Origin of the sequence: Streptomyces sp. NPDC058279 (assembly GCF_042881255.1) — a bacterium.
GTDB lineage: Bacteria > Actinomycetota > Actinomycetes > Streptomycetales > Streptomycetaceae > Streptomyces.
The window spans coordinates 135,084-151,862 of the sequence record NZ_JBHVYA010000007.1 but is presented as its reverse complement, the minus strand read 5'-3'; the positions used below and the strand labels follow the sequence as shown (position 1 = coordinate 151,862).

Genomic DNA, 16,779 nt, shown 5'->3' with positions numbered 1-16,779 from the left:
CCCCGCACCGTGACTCGCGGGGGGGCGCGGCGGCCGTGACGACGCCCGGGGGGGGGGCCGGGCGGCGCCGGGCCCCCCGGCCGCCGCACGTGGGGCTCGGGCTCAGCTCGCGGCGGGCACCTTCGGCGCGCCCGCGGCGGAGGCCGGCGCCGCGTCCGCGGCGGGCTCGGTCGGCGCGGCGGCGACCGGCGGGGTCTTCGCCTTGCGGGGCAGCAGCAGGGCGAGCCCGGCGGCGAGGGCCACGGCCCCGGCGCCGATCCACAGCGCGGGGACGGTGCCGTCGGTGAAGGCCTGCGGGGTCTCGTAACCGCCCTGGGCGGAGAACACCGAGGCCAGGACCGCGACCCCGAGGGCGCCGCCGACCTCGCGCAGCGCGTTGTTGGTGCCGGACGCCTTGCCCTGGTCGGCGGGGCCGACGGTGGACATGAGCGCGTTGGAGGCGGGGGCGAAGTACAGCGCCATGCCGATACCGCTGAGGATCAGGGCGGGCAGTTGGGCGGCGTAGGAGACGTCCGCGCTCAGGATCACCGCGAACCAGCCGAGGCCGATGGCCTGGAAGGCGAGACCGGCGGTGACGACGGGACGGCTGCCGATCCGGTCGGAGAGGATTCCGGCGATCGGCGCGACGATCATCGGCATTCCGGTCCAGGGCAGCATGCGCAGCCCCGCCTCGGTGGGCGAGTAGCCGGCGACGCCCTGGAGGAACTGGCTGAGCAGGAAGATCGACCCGAACATGCCGAGGAACATCAGGAGGCCCGCGAAGTTGATCCCGAGGAAGCCGCGGTCGCGGAAGAGGCGCATCGGGAGCATGGCGTGCGGGTTGCCGGAGCCGTGGCGGATGAAGCCGCCGACGAGCGCGACACCGACGATCAGGCCGGTCAGGACGGGCGCGCTGGTCCATCCCTTGGCGTTGGCGTTGACCAGGGCGTAGACGATCCCGAAGAGACCACCGCTGATGAGGAGGGTGCCGGGGACGTCGAGGCGGGCGCCGGGGGCGGTGGACTCGGCGAGGCGGAGGCGGGCGAGCGGGACCAGGGCCACGCCGATCGGGACGTTGATCCAGAAGATCCACTGCCAGGAGACGTGCTCGGTGAGGCTGCCGCCGATGAGGGGCCCGCTGGCGACGGCGAGGCCGGTCACGGCTCCGTAGACGCCGAGGGCCATGCCCCGGCGGGCGGCCGGGACGGCGGCCGTGAGCAGGGTGAGCGTGAGCGGCATCATGACGGCGGCGCCGACACCCTGGACGGCCCGGGCGGCGATGAGCTGGTCGATGCCGGGCGAGAGGGCGGCCGCGGCGGAGGCGACGGTGAAGAGCGAGAGCCCGCCGATGAAGAGGCGTCGCCGGCCGAAGCGGTCGCCGAGGGCGGAGCCGAACATGAGGAGGACGGCGAAGGTGAGCGTGTAGGCGTTCACCGTCCACTCCAGGTCTTCGAGCTTGCCGCCGAGGTCCGCGCGGATGGCGGGGAGGGCGGTGGTGACGACGAGGTTGTCGAGGGCGGCCATGAAGCTGGCGGCGCCGGTGATGACCAAGGCCCAGACGGCGGAGCGGCTGAGGGCGGGTGGTGCGGCTATCTGCTCGTTCACGGGTCCCCCTGAGAGACGATGTTAGTTATTGCTGACTAACTTGACGGGACAAACGAAAGGGCGGCGGGTAGGTGCACCGGAAGGTGCGGAGGTGCCGGAGGCGCCGAGGTGCGGGAGGCGCCGAGGTGCGGGAGGCGCCGAGGTGCGGGAGGCGCCGGTCCGGGGTCTACGCCTCCGCCTCCGCCTGGGCTGTACCGCCCGGCTCCTTGCCGGTGAGGTAGCACCCCTCCCAGACGCGGTGACCGGGCGGGAAGCCGAGGGCGGTGAGGGTGTTGATGAGCATCCCGTGGGCCATGAAGTCGGTGGTCTGTCCGACGTCGGCCCCGAGCGCGAGGTGGACGGTGTCCCACAGCCGCATCCAGCCGGCCCGCACCATCTCCCCGAACTCCGGCTCCCCGGCGGCCTCGGCGGCGGCGATGGTGAGGCTGGCCTGGAGCTGCATCTGCAGCTTGTCGGGGTGCTCGGCGATGAGCCGCAGGTAGGCGTCCCCCATGGAATGGAGGGCCTCCTCGCTCGTCCGCCCCTCGGCGGCCTCTTCGAAAACGATCCGAATGTCCTCGGTACACCGGGCGACGGCGGCGACGAAGATCGCCTGCTTGTTGGGGAAGAGCCGGAAGAGGTACGGCTGCGAGACACCCACGCGCTTGGCGATCACCTCGGTGGAGGTCCCGTAGTAGCCGCCGCGGGCGAACTCCTGCATCGCCGCGCGGATGACGCTCTCGCGTCGTTCTTCTGCACTCATCCTTGCCATGAGAGAAAGTTAGTATGCAATCACTAACTTGGCAAGGGGGCCGGAAAGCGGGTCGGGCGGGGCGGGGTCGGCCTCGTGGGGCCCGTCACGGGGGCGGGGTTGTGGTGGGGCGGTGTCGGGGTGGTGCTGGGGGCTGGAACGGTCGGAGGTGTGCCCGGGGAGAGCCGGTCTCAGCGCTGCCCGACCGAAGCCCCGGTTCAGCCCCTTGGCCGCCTGGGTCGTTTCAGCCTCGTGGGGGCACCTCCCAGCGGTAGCTGGGGGAGTTTGAGGCGCGGCTCGAAAGGGGCCCCGCCAGGCCGACCCCGCCCCGCCCCTTTCCGCCCCCTACGCCAGCCGCACCACAGCCCGGGACATGCCCAGGACCTTCTGGCCCGCGCTCGTGGCCGTCAGGTCGACCCGGACGCGGTTGTCGTCCAGCTTCGCCGCGACCTTGCCGGTGACCTCGATCACCGCGCCGGCGTCGTCGTTCGGGACGACCACCGGCTTCGTGAACCTGACCCCGTACTCCACGACCGCGCCCGGGTCGCCCACCCAGTCGGTGACCACACGGATCGCCTCGGCCATGGTGAACATGCCGTGCGCGATCACGTCCGGCAGCCCGACCTCCTTGGCGAACTTCTCGTTCCAGTGGATGGGGTTGAAGTCACCCGAAGCCCCGGCGTACCGGACGAGCGTGGCGCGCGTCACGGGGAAGGACGCCGCCGGCAGCTCGGTGCCGACCTCGACGTCGGCGTACTGGATCTGCGCGGTCATCTCATGCCTCCTCAGGGGCGCGGGACACGAGCTTGGTCCACGCCGTCACCACGTGCTCGCCGGATTCGTCGTGCACTTCACCCCGGATGTCGATGATGTCGTTGCCCGCCAGCGACTTCACGGCCTCGATCGTCGACGTCACCGACAGCCGGTCCCCGGCGCGCACCGGGCGGGAGTACGCGAACTTCTGGTCGCCGTGCACGACGCGGCTGTAGTCCAGCCCCAACTGCGGATCCTCGACGACCTGGCCCGCGGCCTTGAACGTGATGGAGAACACGAACGTCGGCGGCGCGATCACGTCCGGGTAACCGAACGCCTTGGCGGCATCCGGGTCGGTGTAGACGGGATTGGCGTCACCCACCGCGACCGCGAATTCGCGGATCTTCTCCCGGCCGACCTCGTACGGATCGGTGGGCGGGTAGCTCCGCCCCACGAAGGTCTGGTCGAGGGCCATGGCTCACTACCTCCTGTTGAGGGACACGAAAGTCGTCCGACGGTCGACCGTCGATCGTCGGACACCGGCATCGCCCGCCCCACTCCCGCCGGCTCGGGCCGGGCCGCGGCCGGAGCGGTGCGGTGCGGTGCGGTGCGGAAACGACACGAGGCCGCCCCCGGTGAAGGGGACGACCTCATGACGGTGCCTGTATTCGAGACTCGCTAAGGCTTAGCGGGTCTCGCGGTGCGCGGTGTGCGAGTTGCAACGCGGGCAGTGCTTCTTCATCTCAAGACGGTCCGGGTTGTTACGCCGGTTCTTCTTGGTGATGTAGTTCCGCTCCTTGCACTCCACGCAGGCCAGCGTGATCTTCGGGCGGACGTCGGTGGCAGCCACGTGAGTGCTCCTTGACGGACAATTGGGACGGATGAACGCATACAAGAGTAGCCGACCGGGAGACCGACCCCGCAATCGGCTACTGTGTGTAGCGGCGACCGGACTTGAACCGGTGACACAGCGATTATGAGCCGCTTGCTCTACCGACTGAGCTACGCCGCTTTGATGTGATCGACTCCCCACCCGAGGGTGGGGAACCTCTCTCACCAGAGCCCCAATGCGGAATCGAACCGCAGACCTTCTCCTTACCATGGAGACGCTCTACCGACTGAGCTATTGGGGCGAGCGATGAAGACATTACACGGTTGCCCGCCGATCGCCCAAATCCTTTGGGGCGACAGGGCTCGGGGGCGCTCCGGCCTCGATTCCCGTCCGGCTCCCACGTCACGCCCGACCCGTTTTCCCCCGTATCCGCGGAGATTTGTGTCCGACGTCACGCGCCGGCCCGCGCCGCCGTCACGCAGCGCATGCGACGCCACGGGACACCGCACCGCGGCGCGCACCCCGTGGCACCACACCGGTACGACTATTTCGCTCCTCCGCCAACCGGCCATCCCCGCACCCTAGGCTCTGACCACGCTGCGTGATCTTGGGCCGCAGGCCGCGGGCCGTGGCCCAGGAACCGCCCGAGCCACCGCAGGAGCGCGATGTCCGACAGCCAGCCGCAGCAGCCCTCCCCTCCTCCGCGCGGCGGCCGGGGTGACGGCGGTGGGTACGGATCCGCGCGGGGCTCCGCCGGAGGGTCCGCCGGGGCCGAGGTCACCACGCTGCTCCTCGTCGGCGCGCGCCTCACCGACGGCCGGACCGTCGACATCCGGCTGCGCGGCGGCCGTATCCAGGCGGTGGGCGCCCCCGGCAGCCTGCCCGTGCCCGCCCCCTCCCGCGTCGACCTGAGCGGCTACCTGCTGCTTCCCGCCCCCGCCGAACCGCACGCCCACGGCGACACCGCCATGACGGCGGACGGCGAGGGCCCCGTGTCGTACACCGCCGACGAGGTCCAACGCCGGGCCACCGAGTCCGCGCTGCTCCAGCTCGGCCACGGCGCGACCGCCCTGCGCTCGCACGTGCGCATCGGCGAGGCCCACGGGCTCGGCCCCCTGGAGGCCGTGCTCCAGGCCCGCCGCTCCCTTCGCGGCCTCGCCGACCTGACCGCGGTCGCCGTCCCCCGGCTGCTCACCGGTGCCGCCGGGGCGGACGGCCGTGCCATGCTGCGCGACGCCGTCAAGATGGGCGCCTCGGTGATCGGCGGCTGCCCGGACCTGGACCCCGACCCGGCCGGCTACCTCGACACCGTCCTGGAGCTGGCCGGTGAGCAGGGCTGCCCCGTGGACCTGCACACGGACGGTGACGACCCCGCCCGTCTCACCCGCCTCGCCGCCATGGCCGGCGGCCTGCGTCCCGGCGTGACCATCGGCCCCTGTGGCGGCCTGTCGCGCCTCCCGCTCGACGTGGCGAGCCGCGCCGCCGACGAGCTGGCCGCGGCCGGGGTGGGGGTCACCTGCCTCCCGCAGGGCGACTGCGCCGCGCTGGAACGCCGGGGCCTGCGCACCGCGCCCGTACGCCTGCTGCGCAGCGCCGGGGTCCGGGTCGCGGCGGGGAGCGGGGCGCTGCGGGACGCGGCCAACCCGGTCGGCCGCGGCGACCCGCTCGAAGCCGCGTACCTGCTGGCCTCCCAGGGCGGCCTGCGACCGGCGGAGGCGTACGAGGCGGTCAGCGCCACCGCCCGCGAGGTGATGGGCCTGCCGGAGGTGCGGGTGGAGGCGGGGTTCCCGGCGGAGCTGCTCGCCGTACGCGGTGACCGCATCGCGGGCGTGCTGTCTCTCGCGTACAGCCGCATCGTGATCCACCGGGGGCGGGTGGTAGCCCGTACGAGTGCCGTACGGGAGTACTGCGACTCGGCGGTCGCGGTCGCCCTGGACCTGCCCCGGCAGGGACGTACGGAGCCGGGACCCTGACCGGTGTCGGGCCGGCGCCGGCCGTTCGCGGGCGGTCGGGCCCGGCTCGTCGTACGGTCGGGGCATGCGCATCGTCATCGCTGGTGGACACGGTCGGATCGCGCTGCGGCTGGAGCGGCTGCTCTCCGCGCGCGGGTACGAGGTCGCGGGCATCATCCGTGACCCGGAGCAGGGCGACGACCTGCGGGAGGCGGGCGCCGAACCGGTGCTGTGCGATCTGGAGACCGCCACGGTGGAGCACGTGGCGGGAATCCTCCAGGGCGCGGACGCGGCGGTGTTCGCGGCCGGCGCCGGTCCGGGCAGCGGTATCGCGCGCAAGGACACGGTGGACCGCGCGGCGGCGGTGCTCTTCGCGGACGCGGCCGAACGCGCGCGCGTCCGGCGCTTCCTGATGGTCTCCTCGATGGGCGCGGACGCCCGCCACGAGGGCGAGGAGGTGTTCGACTACTACCTGCGCGCCAAGGGCGAGGCCGACGACCACCTCCGCACGCGCCTCGGCCTGGAGTGGACGGTACTGCGCCCGGGCGCGCTGACCGACGCCGAGGGCACGGGGCTGGTCCGCATGGAGGCGCACACGGGGCGCGGGTCGATCCCGCGCGAGGACGTGGCGGCGGTGCTGGCGGAGCTGGTGGAGACCCCGGCGACGGCCGGCCTGACGCTGGAACTCGTCTCCGGGTCCGCCCCGGTGTCGGTGGCCGTCAAGGACGTGGCGGGCAACTGACCGGGGCGGAAACCGGGCGCCCGGGCGGCGCGGGGGCGGAAGCGGGGGTCGGCGGCGGGGGTTAGAACTCGGCCGTGACCTCGTCGTCGGAGCGGCCGACTGAGTCCTGTTCGTACTGCCGCTCGTACGCCTGCCGGATCCGCTCGATGCGCGCGCTGCGGTCGTCGGCCTCCTTCTTCGGGTAGAGCAGCACCACTTCGTACGACGCCTCGTGGACGATCGCGCCGTCTTTGCCGCGCCACTGGCCGTGCGCGTCCTGGACGGTGAGCCCCTCGGGGAACGCCGGGGTGATCTCGCGGTCGATGAAGCGGTCGAACTCCGCCGCGTCGACCGGCTCCTGGCCGACGGGCCGCGCGGTGCCGAAGTAGAGCCGGGTCTCCTGGTACGGCTGCCCGACATGGGGGTGCAGGGCTGCTCCGACCAGGGCCGGGATGCCGGCGCCGAGCAGGGCGATGAGCACCCCGCCGCCGACCTTGCCACGTGTATGCGATGTCCAATTCACGCCCCGTGAACGACGGGACGCGTTGATCGTTGCGCCGGGGCGCCCGATGGGGTCACCGCGACTCTGGCGCGGAGGCGGGGCGGAGGGCGGCCGGCTCGCCCCACTCCGCCCACTCCGCCCCCGGCGTCTCAGGGCCGCTCCAAGCGGCGAAGCCACCACGGGTCCTGGGGCGAGGCGAACGGGTCGTTGAGCGTGCGGGCGAGGAACCGCTCGTCGAGCGGGGTGAGTACGGCGCGCAGCTCCCGGGCCGATCGGCGCGGCAGGACACGGCACATGGCTTCGAGCACCGAGCGGACTTCCACACCGCGGAACGGGTCACAGCACTCGCACGTGCCATCGTCGAGTACGGCGTGCATCACCCACGGCCCGGGTTTGTAGGCGAGCGCTCGCCAGCGCCGCCATGCCTCGAACGTCGGGCCGGGCCAGTACGGTTTGCGCTCTGTCCGGGAGATGTCCGCCACGGCTCTGGCGGACAGGCCGGGTACGACCTGGCGCCGGCTCGCCGCTGTTCCCCTCCGGGGCAGGTCTGCTCTGACCTGCGCGGGTGTCCTACGCGGCATGGGCCTTTCGGGCGTTGTTCATGGCGGCCATGGTGCCAAGACCCGGGCGGCCTGCCCACCGGTTTTCCCCGGCGTGCCGGCGGGACTTGTCGCCGGACCGAGAGCAGGGCCGGGGCCGGGGCCGGGAGCAGAGCGCCAGGGTCGAGAGCAGTGCCCGGGCCGGGGGTAACGAAAGAACCCCCGTTCGCTGCGTTTCCGCAGAGAACGGGGGTTCCACTCGCGTGGCGGCGCCAGGGTTCGAACCTGGGTAGGCTGAGCCGGCAGATTTACAGTCTGCTCCCTTTGGCCACTCGGGCACACCGCCATGGGATGTTGCCGTTTTTCCGCCTTGCGGCGGCGCTCCGTGGCAACGACGTAAACAATACCCGATGCCCGGGGGTGCTCCGCCACCGGATTGATCAGCACCGCACGGGGGCGTGATGGCTAGGCTTGCGGAGCGGTCCGGGGATGTCCGGACCGTGGCCCCACGGGGCACAGCCAGCCGACTTCAAGGAGCCACAGCACATGGCCGACTCCAGTTTCGACATCGTCTCGAAGGTCGAGCGGCAGGAGGTCGACAACGCCCTCAACCAGGCCGCCAAGGAACTTTCGCAGCGCTACGACTTCAAGGGCACGGGCGCGTCGATCGCCTGGTCCGGCGAGAAGATCCTCATGGAGGCGAACTCCGAGGAGCGTGTGAAGGCCATCCTCGACGTTTTCGAGACCAAGCTGGTCAAGCGCGGCATCTCGCTAAAGGCGCTGGACGCCGGCGAGCCGCAGCTGTCCGGCAAGGAGTACAAGATCTTCGCGACGATCGAGGAAGGCATCTCCCAGGAGAACGCCAAGAAGGTCGCCAAGATCATCCGGGACGAGGGTCCCAAGGGCGTCAAGGCGCAGGTCCAGGGTGAGGAGCTGCGTGTCAGCTCCAAGAGCCGCGACGACCTCCAGGCCATCCAGGCGCTCCTCAAGGGCAAGGACCTGGACTTCGCGATCCAGTTCGTGAACTACCGCTGATCAGCGGCTCCGCCCTGGGCGAACGCGGCAGGGTGAGCACGGCAGGGCGCGATGGGGGCACGGCGCCGAGGACCGCCTCGACGGCTGCCCGCGTCGCGCCCTCGCCGTGCCGGACGTGAGTGCGGGCTTCTGTACCCGTGGGCGAGACAGCCCGGGCCACCGCCCGTCACCGGGGGTTCCGGGCGGGGCGTGGGGCGTGGGTGGGGTGCGCCGGGCGTGAGCGGCGCGTGCTCCGCCAGGGCTCCCAGTGGTCACTAGGCACCGGGCTGCGCGCCCGTCACGCTGAGTGCCATCCGTCACCGTGTGACAGGAGGTTCTCACATGCCTGGGGCCGACACCTTTCGCGAAGACTTCGGGGCGTCCGTCGTCGTCGCGCTCGTCGCGCTGCCGCTCTGCGTGGGGGTGGCCGTCGCCTCCGGCGTGCCCGCCGAGCTGGGCATAGTGACCGGGATCGTCGGCGGCCTGCTGACCGGCTGCTTCCGTGGGAGCTCGCTTCAGGTCAGCGGGCCGGCGGCGGGACTGACCGTGCTCGTCTACGAGGCGGTGCGGACGTACGGCCTCGCCGCACTCGGCGTACTGGTGGCCGCTGCCGGGGTGGCGCAGCTGGGTATGGGGATGCTCCGGCTCGGGCGGTGGTTCCGGGCGATCTCCGTTGCCGTGGTGCACGGGATGCTGGCCGGGATCGGGCTCGTGCTGATCGCCGGGCAGCTCTACGCCCTGGGCGGTGTGGAAGCGCCGGCGAGGACCCTGGGGAAGCTGGCCGGGGTCGCCGCGTTGGGCGCGCGGGCCGACTGGGGGGCCGTGGCGCTCGGGGTCGGGACCATCGCCGTTCTGGTGGTGTGGCGCCGGATGCCGGCCCGCCTGCGGCTCATGCCCGGGGCGCTGGTCGGGGTGGCGGCCGCCACCGCCGTGGCCGCGCTGCTGCGGCTGCCGGTCGAGCGGGTACGGGTGACGGGCGTACTGGGCGCGGTGTCGCCGCCCCGCTGGGAAGACCTCGGGGCGCTGGCGTCCGTGGGGGCGTTCGGGACGGTGGTGGCGATCGCCCTGATCGCCTCCGCGGAGACCCTTTTCAGCGCCGCCGCAGTGGACCGGATGCACGACGGGCCCCGCACCGACTACGACCGGGAGCTCGTGGCCCAGGGCGTCGGCAACCTGGTGTGCGGGCTGCTCGGCGCGCTGCCGATGACGGCGGTGATCGTACGCAGCGCCGCGAACGTGGAGGCCGGGGCCCGGACCCGGGCGGCCAGGGTGATGCACGGCGGCTGGCTCCTGCTGTTCGCCGTGGCCTTCCCCCGGGCGCTGGAGGTGGTGCCGCTGGCCGCACTGGCCGGCGTGCTGCTGCACGCGGGGTGGAAGCTGCTCCCCGTCCGGGCGGTCACCGCCCTGTGGCGTACCCACCGCGGCGAGGCCGTCGTCCTGGTGGCGACGGCCGGCGCGATCGTGGCCACCAACCTTTTCGAAGGTGTGCTGGTCGGTCTGGGGCTGGCCGTCGCCAAGGCGGCCTGGGAGACCTCCCAGGTGCACATCGAGGAGGTCTGGGAGGCGGAGGGGGACGTACTGTGCGTGCGCATGGTGGGGACCGCCAGCTTCCTACGGCTGCCCAAGATGCTGGACTCCCTCGACGGCCTGCCGCCGGGCCAGTCGGTGCGGCTCGACCTCACCGGGTTGCGGCACCTGGACCACGCCTGTCTGACCGCCCTCGACGGCTGGGAGAAGCAGCGCTCGCCGGTCCCGCGCCCTCGGGGCGTCATGTAGGGCGGTTAGCCTCCCCCCATGGAGGATTTGCCCAGAGACGGCCTGCCCGAGGCACTGCCCGGGACCGACTCGCCGATGGGTGACGCACCGGCGCAGAAGCCGCCGCACGACGCGGAGTTGAAGCGCACGCTCGGTGTCTTCGACGCCGTCGTGGTCGGGCTGGGCGCGATGGTGGGTGCCGGGATCTTCGCGGCGCTCGCCCCGGCCGCCCGCGCGGCGGGCCCGGCGGGCGGCGCGCTGCTCACCGCGCTCGGGTTGGCGGGCATCGTGGCGTACTGCAACGCACGGTCCTCCGCGCGGCTCGCCGCCCGGTACCCCTCCTCCGGCGGCACGTACGTGTACGGGCGCGAGCGGCTCGGCCCGTTCTGGGGATATCTGGCCGGCTGGGGCTTCGTCGTCGGCAAGACGGCCTCGTGCGCGGCGATGGCACTGACCGTGGGGGCGTACCTGTGGCCGGGGCAGCGGCATGTAGTGGCCGTGGCGGCGGTAGTGGCGCTGACCGCCGCGAGCTACGGCGGTGTGCGGAAGTCGGCCGGGATCGCCCGGGTGATCGTGGCGACGGTGCTGGTGGTGCTGGCCGGGGTGGTGGCCGTCTGTCTGGCCTCCGGCGCGGCGGACCCGGCGCGGCTCGGTGCCGGCCCGGCGGCCGACGGGCCGTGGGGAGGCGGCCAGTGGGGAGGTGGGCAGTGGGGAGGCGTGGCCGGGCTGTTGCAGGGCGCCGGGCTGCTGTTCTTCGCCTTCGCCGGCTATGCCCGGATCGCCACCTTGGGCGAGGAGGTGCGTGATCCGGAGCGGACGATCCCGCGCGCCGTGCCGATCGCGTTGGGCATCGCCCTGCTGGTGTATGCCGCCGTGGCGGTGGCGGTCCTGTCGGTGCTGGGCGGTGCGGCGCTGGCGCGGTCCACTGCCCCGTTGGTCGATGCCGTGCGCGCCGCGGGGTGGTCCGGGCTTGCCCCTGTGGTCCGGGTGGGTGCGGCCTTGGCCGCCTTGGGCTCGCTGTTGGCCCTGGTGCTCGGGGTGTCGCGCACCAGCCTGGCGATGGCCCGGGACGGCCATCTGCCGCGGGTGCTGGCCGCCGTACATCCCCGGCGTCGGGTGCCGCACCACGCGGAGCTCGCGGTGGGCACCGTGGTGGCGGTGCTCGCCGCGACCACCGATCTGCGGGGAGCGATCGGTTTCTCCTCCTTCGGAGTGCTGGTCTACTACGCGATCGCGAACGCCTCCGCGTGGACTCTGGATTCAGGTGTCAAGGACCGGGCCGGGGCAGCGGTCGGACTGGCCGGCTGTGTGCTGCTCGCCTGCGCGCTGCCCGTCGCGTCGGCGGTCGCGGGGGCGGCGGTGCTGGGGGCGGGCGCGGTCGGCTACGCCGCGCGGAGGCGGCGTCGGCACGGCATATGAGGACGGGTCAGGTGTGCGGTGCACAGGGGCGGCGGGCGCGGCCGGGAGCGACCGCCTATGCGGTCGGCGCGGGAGGGCGTACCGGCTTCCGGCAGGGCGCGTGCGGGCCTTCCACAGGACTTCCCGGACGTCTGCGCGGAGTTGGTTCGCCGGTGGGGTGCTTGCTGTGGCAACTGCCTGGTCTGCTTGGTCTCGTTCATGTGTTCATGGTGGACCACCCCACTGACAATCGCCCTGACCTGCGCCGACCCGTCAGCGGGAGGTGAAGGGGGCGTCCGTCGGGACGATCTCGCGACCCAGCGGCAGCAGGGAGAGCGGCACCATCTTGAAGTTGGCGATGCCGAACGGGATGCCGATGATCGTCACGCACAGGGCGAGGCCCGTGACGATGTGGCCGATGGCCAGCCACCAGCCGGCCAGGACGAGCCAGAGCACGTTGCCGACGCAGGACGCGGCGCCCGCGTCGCGGCGCTCGACCGTGGTGTAGCCGAAGGGCCAGAGGGCGTACAGCGCGATGCGGAAGGCGGCGATCCCGAAGGGGATGCCGATGATGGTGACGCAGAGGATCAGCCCGGCGAGGCAGTAGCCCAGGAACAGCCAGACGCCGCTGAGTACGAGCCATATGACGTTCAGAATGGTCTTCACTGGGTCCTGCCTGCCATCTGTTCGAGCCGGGCGATGCGCTCGGCCATCGGGGGGTGCGTCGAGAACATCTTGGAGAGCCCTTCGCCCGGACGGAAGGGGTTGGCGATCATCATGTGGCTCGCCGTCTCCAGTCGGGGCTCGGGCGGCAGCGGGAGCTGCTTGGTGCCCGCGTCGAGCTTGCGCAGGGCGCCGGCCAGGGCCAACGGGTCCCCGGTCAGCTGGGCACCGGAGGCGTCCGCCTCGTATTCGCGCGAGCGGCTGATGGCGAGCTGGATGACGGAGGCGGCCAGCGGACCCAGGATCATGATCAGCAGCATGCCGAGGAGGCCCGGCCCCTCGTCGTCGTCGGAGCGGCCGACCGGGATCAGCCAGGCGAAGTTCACCAGGAACATGATCACGGAGGCGAGGGCTCCGGCGACCGAGGAGATGAGGATGTCCCGGTTGTAGACATGGCTCAGTTCGTGGCCGATGACGCCGCGCAGCTCGCGTTCGTCGAGGATGCGCAGGATGCCTTCGGTGCAGCACACGGCGGCGTTGCGGGGATTGCGGCCGGTGGCGAAGGCGTTGGGGGCTTCGGTGGGCGAGATGTAGAGCCGGGGCATGGGCTGGCGCGCGGAGGTCGAGAGTTCGCGCACCATGCGGTATAGCGCGGGCGCCTCGAACTCGCTGACGGGACGGGCGCGCATCGCGCGTAGAGCCAGCTTGTCGCTGTTCCAGTACGCGTACGCGTTCGTCCCGAGGGCGATGAGGACGGCGATGATCAGACCGCCGCGCCCGAAGAAGCTTCCGATGACGATGATGAGTGCCGACAGCCCGCCGAGGAGTACGGCGGTCTTCAGCCCGTTGTGCCGGCGGTGCACGGTACGCCCTCCAAATGGTGCGGCAGGGGGAACCCGTCCAGGTGGTGTGGAACGGAGGGTCTTCCGGTCCAGTGGACCCTCCCTTCCTGGTCAACGCGAGGTGAACGCGCCAGGTTCCCGGGGCCGCGCCCCCGCCCCCGCCCTCGGGGGGCCGCCCCCGCCCTCGGGGGGCCGCCCCCGCCCTCGGGGGGCCGGTGGGGGGCGACCTGGGGCGTTGCTCCGTCCGGGCTACCGCGGGGAAGCGCCGACCGGCGTAGCCGCTGCCGCGGAGGCGCCGACGTACGGCTACTGCGGGAAGAGGCTGCCCGACGCGAAGCGCAGCACCAGTTGCGGCGCACCCGAGAGGACGAGCGCGGTGACACCGGTGAGCAGGATCGCGACGGTGACCGGCCAGGGGGCAGTGACCACGGCGGGGACTCCGCCGGCGGGCACGGCCCCGGTCGGTACGGCCGAGATCGGTGCGGTCCCGGTCGGTACGGCCTCGGTGGCTGCGGGGCGGAAGAGCAGGGCCGTCCACCGCAGGTAGTAGTACAGGGCGATGACCACGTTGATCGCCATGACCACGGCCAGCCAGCCCAGGCCCGCGTCCACCGCCGACCGGAAGACGGTGACCTTGGCGAAGAGGCCGATGATGCCCGGTGGCAGGCCGGCCAGGCAGAGCAGGAAGAAGGCCAGCGCGAGGGCGGTCAGCGGGCGCTCGGCGTACAGGCCGCGGTAGTCGTCGATCCGGTGCAGCGGCTTCGTCCGGGCCACCACCGCGGCCACGGCGAAGGCGCCCAGGTTCACGGCTCCGTACATGAGCGCGTAGGCGACGGTGGACCCGATCTGGTCGCGCTCCGCGTACGCGGCGGCGGCGATCGGCACCAGCAGGTAGCCGGCCTGTCCGACCGAGGACCAGGCGAGCAGCCGGACGGCGCTGTTCGGGCGGTCGGCGGCCTGGCGGAGGGCGGCGACGTTGCCGACGGTCATGGTGAGGGCGGCGAGGACCGCCAGCGCCGGGCCCCAGACGGCGGAGTACGCGGGGAAGGCGACGACCGTGACGAGGATCAGGCCGGTGAAGCCGACGGCCTTGCCGACCACCGACAGGTAGCCGGCGATGGGCAGGGGCGCGCCGACGTACGTGTCGGGGACCCAGAAGTGGAAGGGGACCGCGGCCGTCTTGAAGGCGAAGCCGACGAGGGTGAGGGCGACGCCGGCCATGGCGAGGGTGTCGAGCTGCGCGGGGACGTCTTCGAGGCGGTCGGCGACCTGGGTGAGGTGCAGGGTGCCGGTGGCGGCGTAGACGAAGCTGACGCCGAGCAGGGACACGGCCGTGGCGGTGACCGAGGACAGGAAGAACTTGAGGGCGGCCTCGGAGGAGAGCCGGTCGCCGCGGCGCATGCCGACGAGCGCGAAGGCGGGCAGTGAGGCGACTTCGAGGGCGACGATGAGGGTGGCGAGGTCGCGGGCGGCGGGCAGCAGGGCCGCGCCGGCGGCGGAGGAGAGCAGCAGGAACCAGTATTCGCCGGCGGGCATGCGCGACTCGTGGACGGCGGTGATCGACAGCAGGGCCGTGACCAGGGCGCCGGCCAGGACGAGGAACTGGATGACGAGCGTGAAGTGGTCGGCGGTGTAGCTGCACGCGGCGGCGTCGCCGGTGAGGCAGAAGGTGGCGCGGTCGCCGGCGCGCAGCGGCAGCAGGGTGGCGGTCGCGACGGCGAGTCCGGCCACGGAGAGCCAGCCGAGGAGCGGCTTGTGCTTCGGCGCCAGGAAGAGGTCGGCGACCAGGACGACCAGGGCGACGGCGGCGGGGATCAGGACGGGTGTGATCGCAAGCCAGTCGACGGACTGGACGAGGCTCGGCGCGGCCGGGCCTGGGGCCGGGGCGGCCGCGACGGACAGGACCGTCATGAGTTGCCTCCTGCGAGGAGCTTCTGGACGGCCGGATCGGTGAGGCCGAGGAGGACGGCGGGCCACAGGCCGGCGAGGACGGTGAGGGCGACGAGCGGCGTCCAGGCGGCGAACTCGTAGCGCTGGACGTCGGCGAGGGCGACGGCGGGGCCCTGCTTGGGGTCGCCCATGCACACCCGTCGTACGACGATCAGAAGGTATGCGGCGGTGAGCAGGGTGCCGAAGGCGCCGACGGCCATGTAGGTGAGGAAGGCCGGGCGGGACAGGCCCGCGGCCGGGTCGAACGCGCCGAACAGGGCCAGCATCTCGCCCCAGAAGCCGGCCAGGCCGGGCAGGCCGAGCGAGGCGACGGCGGCGAAGGCGAGCAGCGCGCCGAGGCGGGGGGCGCGGCCGTAGAGGGCGGCGCCGGTGGCTCCGGCGAGGGTGTCGAGATCGGCGGTGCCGTGGCGGTCCTTGAGCGCACCGACCAGGAAGAAGAGCAGGCCGGTGATCAGGCCGTGGGCGATGTTGGCGAAGAGCGCGCCGTTGACGCCGGTGGGGGTCATGGACGCGATGCCGAGGAGCACGAAGCCCATGTGGCCGACGGAGGAGTACGCGATGAGGCGCTTGAGGTCGCCTTTGTTGCCCTTGCGGGTCAGCGCGAGGCAGGCGAGGGACCCGTAGACGATGCCGATGGCGGCGAACGCCCCGAGGTAGGGGGCGAAGGTCTGCATGCCCTCGGGGGTGACGGGGAGCAGGATGCGCACGAACCCGTACGTGCCCATCTTGAGCAGTACGCCCGCCAGCAGGACCGAGCCGACGGTGGGCGCGGCCGTGTGGGCGTCCGGGAGCCAGCTGTGCAGCGGCCACATCGGGGTCTTCACGGCGAGGCCGATGCCGATGGCGAGGACGGCCAGCAGTTGGGTGGTGTGGGTCAGCCCGCGGCCGTTGTCAGAGGCGAGTGCCACCATGTCGAATGTGCCGCTGTTCAGTCCGATCAGCAGCAGACCGAGCAGCATGACCACGGACCCGAGGAGGGTGTAGAGGATGAACTTCCAGGCGGCGGCCTGCCGCTGAGCACCGCCCCAGCGGGCGATGAGGAAGTACATCGGGATGAGGACCATCTCGAAGGCGAGGAAGAACAGCAGCAGGTCGAGGACGGCGAAGGTCGCGAGGGTGCCGGACTCGAGGACCAGGAGCAGTGCGACGAACGCCTTCGGGGAGGGGCCGTCGGGCAGCTTGAAGTAGCTGTAGAGCGCGCAGAGGAAGAACAGCAGCGCGGTCATCAGGAGGAGGGGGAGCGAGATGCCGTCGACGCCGAGGTGGATCCGGATGTTCAGCGCCTGGATCCAACTGATGTCCGTCGTCGCCTGGAAGCGGGACGGGGTGTCCTGGTCGAAGCCCACGGCGAGGGCGATCGCCGCGGCGAGGATCACGCCGGTCACGGTCACGCCGTGGCGCAGCACGGCCTGTTCGGGGCTCTTTCCCTTGAGCCCGGGCGGGGCGGGCAGCAGGGCCGCGACGGCGCCGAGGAGCGGTGCGGCCACGATGAACGCCAGAAGGAACTGCATCACGGACGGGCTGATATCAATCACGGCTGGCTC

16 protein-coding genes and 3 tRNA genes are annotated in these 16,779 nt (G+C 72.3%); 5 read left to right on the top strand and 14 right to left on the bottom strand.

What is annotated here, in order from left to right; translation table 11 throughout:
• Positions 1-102 precede the first annotated feature (102 nt).
• From ACFVXJ_RS16060 to ACFVXJ_RS16030, 7 genes are all read right to left on the bottom strand, one after another.
• Positions 103-1,584, bottom strand: coding sequence for an MFS transporter (locus ACFVXJ_RS16060; RefSeq protein WP_389662309.1), 1,482 nt, complete (start codon positions 1,582-1,584; stop codon positions 103-105).
• A gap of 166 nt (positions 1,585-1,750) precedes the next feature.
• Complete coding sequence (locus tag ACFVXJ_RS16055) at positions 1,751-2,335, bottom strand: TetR/AcrR family transcriptional regulator (RefSeq protein ID WP_389662308.1); 585 nt, start codon at positions 2,333-2,335, stop codon at positions 1,751-1,753.
• 324 nt (positions 2,336-2,659) lie between these two features.
• Positions 2,660-3,088 carry a MaoC family dehydratase gene (locus tag ACFVXJ_RS16050; RefSeq protein ID WP_389662307.1) on the bottom strand — a complete coding sequence of 143 codons (429 nt, stop codon included), beginning with the start codon at positions 3,086-3,088 and terminating at the stop codon, positions 2,660-2,662.
• 1 nt (position 3,089) lies between these two features.
• A complete protein-coding gene (locus ACFVXJ_RS16045; RefSeq protein WP_389662306.1) occupies positions 3,090-3,542 on the bottom strand; it encodes a MaoC family dehydratase N-terminal domain-containing protein in 453 nt (150 codons plus the stop codon).
• A gap of 210 nt (positions 3,543-3,752) precedes the next feature.
• Positions 3,753-3,917 carry a 50S ribosomal protein L33 gene (rpmG, locus tag ACFVXJ_RS16040; protein WP_003956487.1) on the bottom strand — a complete coding sequence of 55 codons (165 nt, stop codon included), beginning with the start codon at positions 3,915-3,917 and terminating at the stop codon, positions 3,753-3,755.
• Between the two features lie 89 nt (positions 3,918-4,006).
• Positions 4,007-4,079, bottom strand: a tRNA-Met gene (locus ACFVXJ_RS16035).
• A 48-nt stretch (positions 4,080-4,127) separates the two neighbouring features.
• Positions 4,128-4,200, bottom strand: a tRNA-Thr gene (locus ACFVXJ_RS16030).
• Between the two features lie 364 nt (positions 4,201-4,564).
• On the opposite strand from ACFVXJ_RS16030, the gene ACFVXJ_RS16025 reads away from it, so the two are divergent.
• Positions 4,565-5,872, top strand: a complete 1,308-nt coding sequence (locus ACFVXJ_RS16025; protein WP_389662305.1) for an amidohydrolase family protein — start codon at positions 4,565-4,567, stop codon at positions 5,870-5,872.
• 64 nt (positions 5,873-5,936) lie between these two features.
• Positions 5,937-6,593, top strand: coding sequence for an SDR family oxidoreductase (locus tag ACFVXJ_RS16020; RefSeq protein WP_389662304.1), 657 nt, complete (start codon positions 5,937-5,939; stop codon positions 6,591-6,593).
• 61 nt (positions 6,594-6,654) lie between these two features.
• Here the strand turns inward: ACFVXJ_RS16020 and ACFVXJ_RS16015 are convergent, their stop codons facing one another.
• The 3 genes from ACFVXJ_RS16015 to ACFVXJ_RS16005 all read right to left on the bottom strand — a co-directional run bounded on the left by ACFVXJ_RS16015 (position 6,655) and on the right by ACFVXJ_RS16005 (position 7,959).
• A complete protein-coding gene (locus ACFVXJ_RS16015; RefSeq protein WP_389662303.1) occupies positions 6,655-7,053 on the bottom strand; it encodes a DUF3574 domain-containing protein in 399 nt (132 codons plus the stop codon).
• A 170-nt stretch (positions 7,054-7,223) separates the two neighbouring features.
• Positions 7,224-7,556, bottom strand: coding sequence for a hypothetical protein (locus ACFVXJ_RS16010; protein ID WP_389662302.1), 333 nt, complete (start codon positions 7,554-7,556; stop codon positions 7,224-7,226).
• Positions 7,557-7,877: 321 nt separating this feature from the next.
• A tRNA-Tyr gene (locus ACFVXJ_RS16005) sits at positions 7,878-7,959 on the bottom strand.
• Positions 7,960-8,159: 200 nt separating this feature from the next.
• Here ACFVXJ_RS16005 and ACFVXJ_RS16000 point away from each other — a divergent pair.
• From ACFVXJ_RS16000 to ACFVXJ_RS15990, 3 genes are all read left to right on the top strand, one after another.
• Entirely contained in the window at positions 8,160-8,648 is a 489-nt protein-coding gene (locus tag ACFVXJ_RS16000) for a YajQ family cyclic di-GMP-binding protein (protein WP_136213204.1), read from the top strand.
• 321 nt (positions 8,649-8,969) lie between these two features.
• The gene (locus tag ACFVXJ_RS15995) at positions 8,970-10,403 is read left to right on the top strand and encodes a SulP family inorganic anion transporter (RefSeq protein WP_389662301.1); all 1,434 of its coding nucleotides are present in this window, start codon (positions 8,970-8,972) and stop codon (positions 10,401-10,403) included.
• 75 nt (positions 10,404-10,478) lie between these two features.
• Positions 10,479-11,801 (top strand): APC family permease, encoded by a 1,323-nt coding sequence (locus ACFVXJ_RS15990; protein WP_389662461.1) that lies wholly within the window; start codon positions 10,479-10,481, stop codon positions 11,799-11,801.
• Between the two features lie 252 nt (positions 11,802-12,053).
• On the opposite strand, the gene ACFVXJ_RS15985 is transcribed toward ACFVXJ_RS15990, so the two are convergent.
• The 4 genes from ACFVXJ_RS15985 to ACFVXJ_RS15970 form a co-directional block, all read right to left on the bottom strand.
• Positions 12,054-12,446 (bottom strand): YccF domain-containing protein, encoded by a 393-nt coding sequence (locus ACFVXJ_RS15985; RefSeq protein ID WP_389662300.1) that lies wholly within the window; start codon positions 12,444-12,446, stop codon positions 12,054-12,056.
• Positions 12,443-13,306 (bottom strand): zinc metalloprotease HtpX, encoded by an 864-nt coding sequence (gene htpX, locus ACFVXJ_RS15980; RefSeq protein WP_389662299.1) that lies wholly within the window; start codon positions 13,304-13,306, stop codon positions 12,443-12,445. Before htpX ends, ACFVXJ_RS15985 begins: the two co-directional genes overlap by 4 nt.
• Positions 13,307-13,591: 285 nt before the next feature.
• On the bottom strand, positions 13,592-15,196 hold the full coding sequence (locus ACFVXJ_RS15975) for an NADH-quinone oxidoreductase subunit N (RefSeq protein WP_389662298.1): 1,605 nt from the start codon (positions 15,194-15,196) through the stop codon (positions 13,592-13,594).
• Positions 15,193-16,746, bottom strand: a complete 1,554-nt coding sequence (locus ACFVXJ_RS15970; protein WP_389662460.1) for a NuoM family protein — start codon at positions 16,744-16,746, stop codon at positions 15,193-15,195. The genes ACFVXJ_RS15975 and ACFVXJ_RS15970 overlap by 4 nt, the downstream gene beginning before the upstream one ends.
• Positions 16,747-16,779: the final 33 nt, after the last annotated feature.

Bases quoted from the DNA above. Each gene is read 5' to 3' on its own strand.
- ACFVXJ_RS16050 (WP_389662307.1), bottom strand. From the start codon at position 3,088: ATGACCGCGCAGATCCAGTACGCCGACGTCGAGGTCGGCACCGAGCTG.
- ACFVXJ_RS15990 (WP_389662461.1), top strand. From the start codon at position 10,479: ATGGGTGACGCACCGGCGCAGAAGCCGCCGCACGACGCGGAGTTGAAG.
- ACFVXJ_RS16045 (WP_389662306.1), bottom strand. From the start codon at position 3,542: ATGGCCCTCGACCAGACCTTCGTGGGGCGGAGCTACCCGCCCACCGAT.
- ACFVXJ_RS15975 (WP_389662298.1), bottom strand. From the start codon at position 15,196: ATGACGGTCCTGTCCGTCGCGGCCGCCCCGGCCCCAGGCCCGGCCGCG.
- ACFVXJ_RS16020 (WP_389662304.1), top strand. From the start codon at position 5,937: ATGCGCATCGTCATCGCTGGTGGACACGGTCGGATCGCGCTGCGGCTG.
- ACFVXJ_RS16025 (WP_389662305.1), top strand. From the start codon at position 4,565: ATGTCCGACAGCCAGCCGCAGCAGCCCTCCCCTCCTCCGCGCGGCGGC.
- ACFVXJ_RS16055 (WP_389662308.1), bottom strand. From the start codon at position 2,335: ATGGCAAGGATGAGTGCAGAAGAACGACGCGAGAGCGTCATCCGCGCG.
- ACFVXJ_RS15995 (WP_389662301.1), top strand. From the start codon at position 8,970: ATGCCTGGGGCCGACACCTTTCGCGAAGACTTCGGGGCGTCCGTCGTC.
- ACFVXJ_RS16000 (WP_136213204.1), top strand. From the start codon at position 8,160: ATGGCCGACTCCAGTTTCGACATCGTCTCGAAGGTCGAGCGGCAGGAG.
- ACFVXJ_RS15970 (WP_389662460.1), bottom strand. From the start codon at position 16,746: ATGCAGTTCCTTCTGGCGTTCATCGTGGCCGCACCGCTCCTCGGCGCC.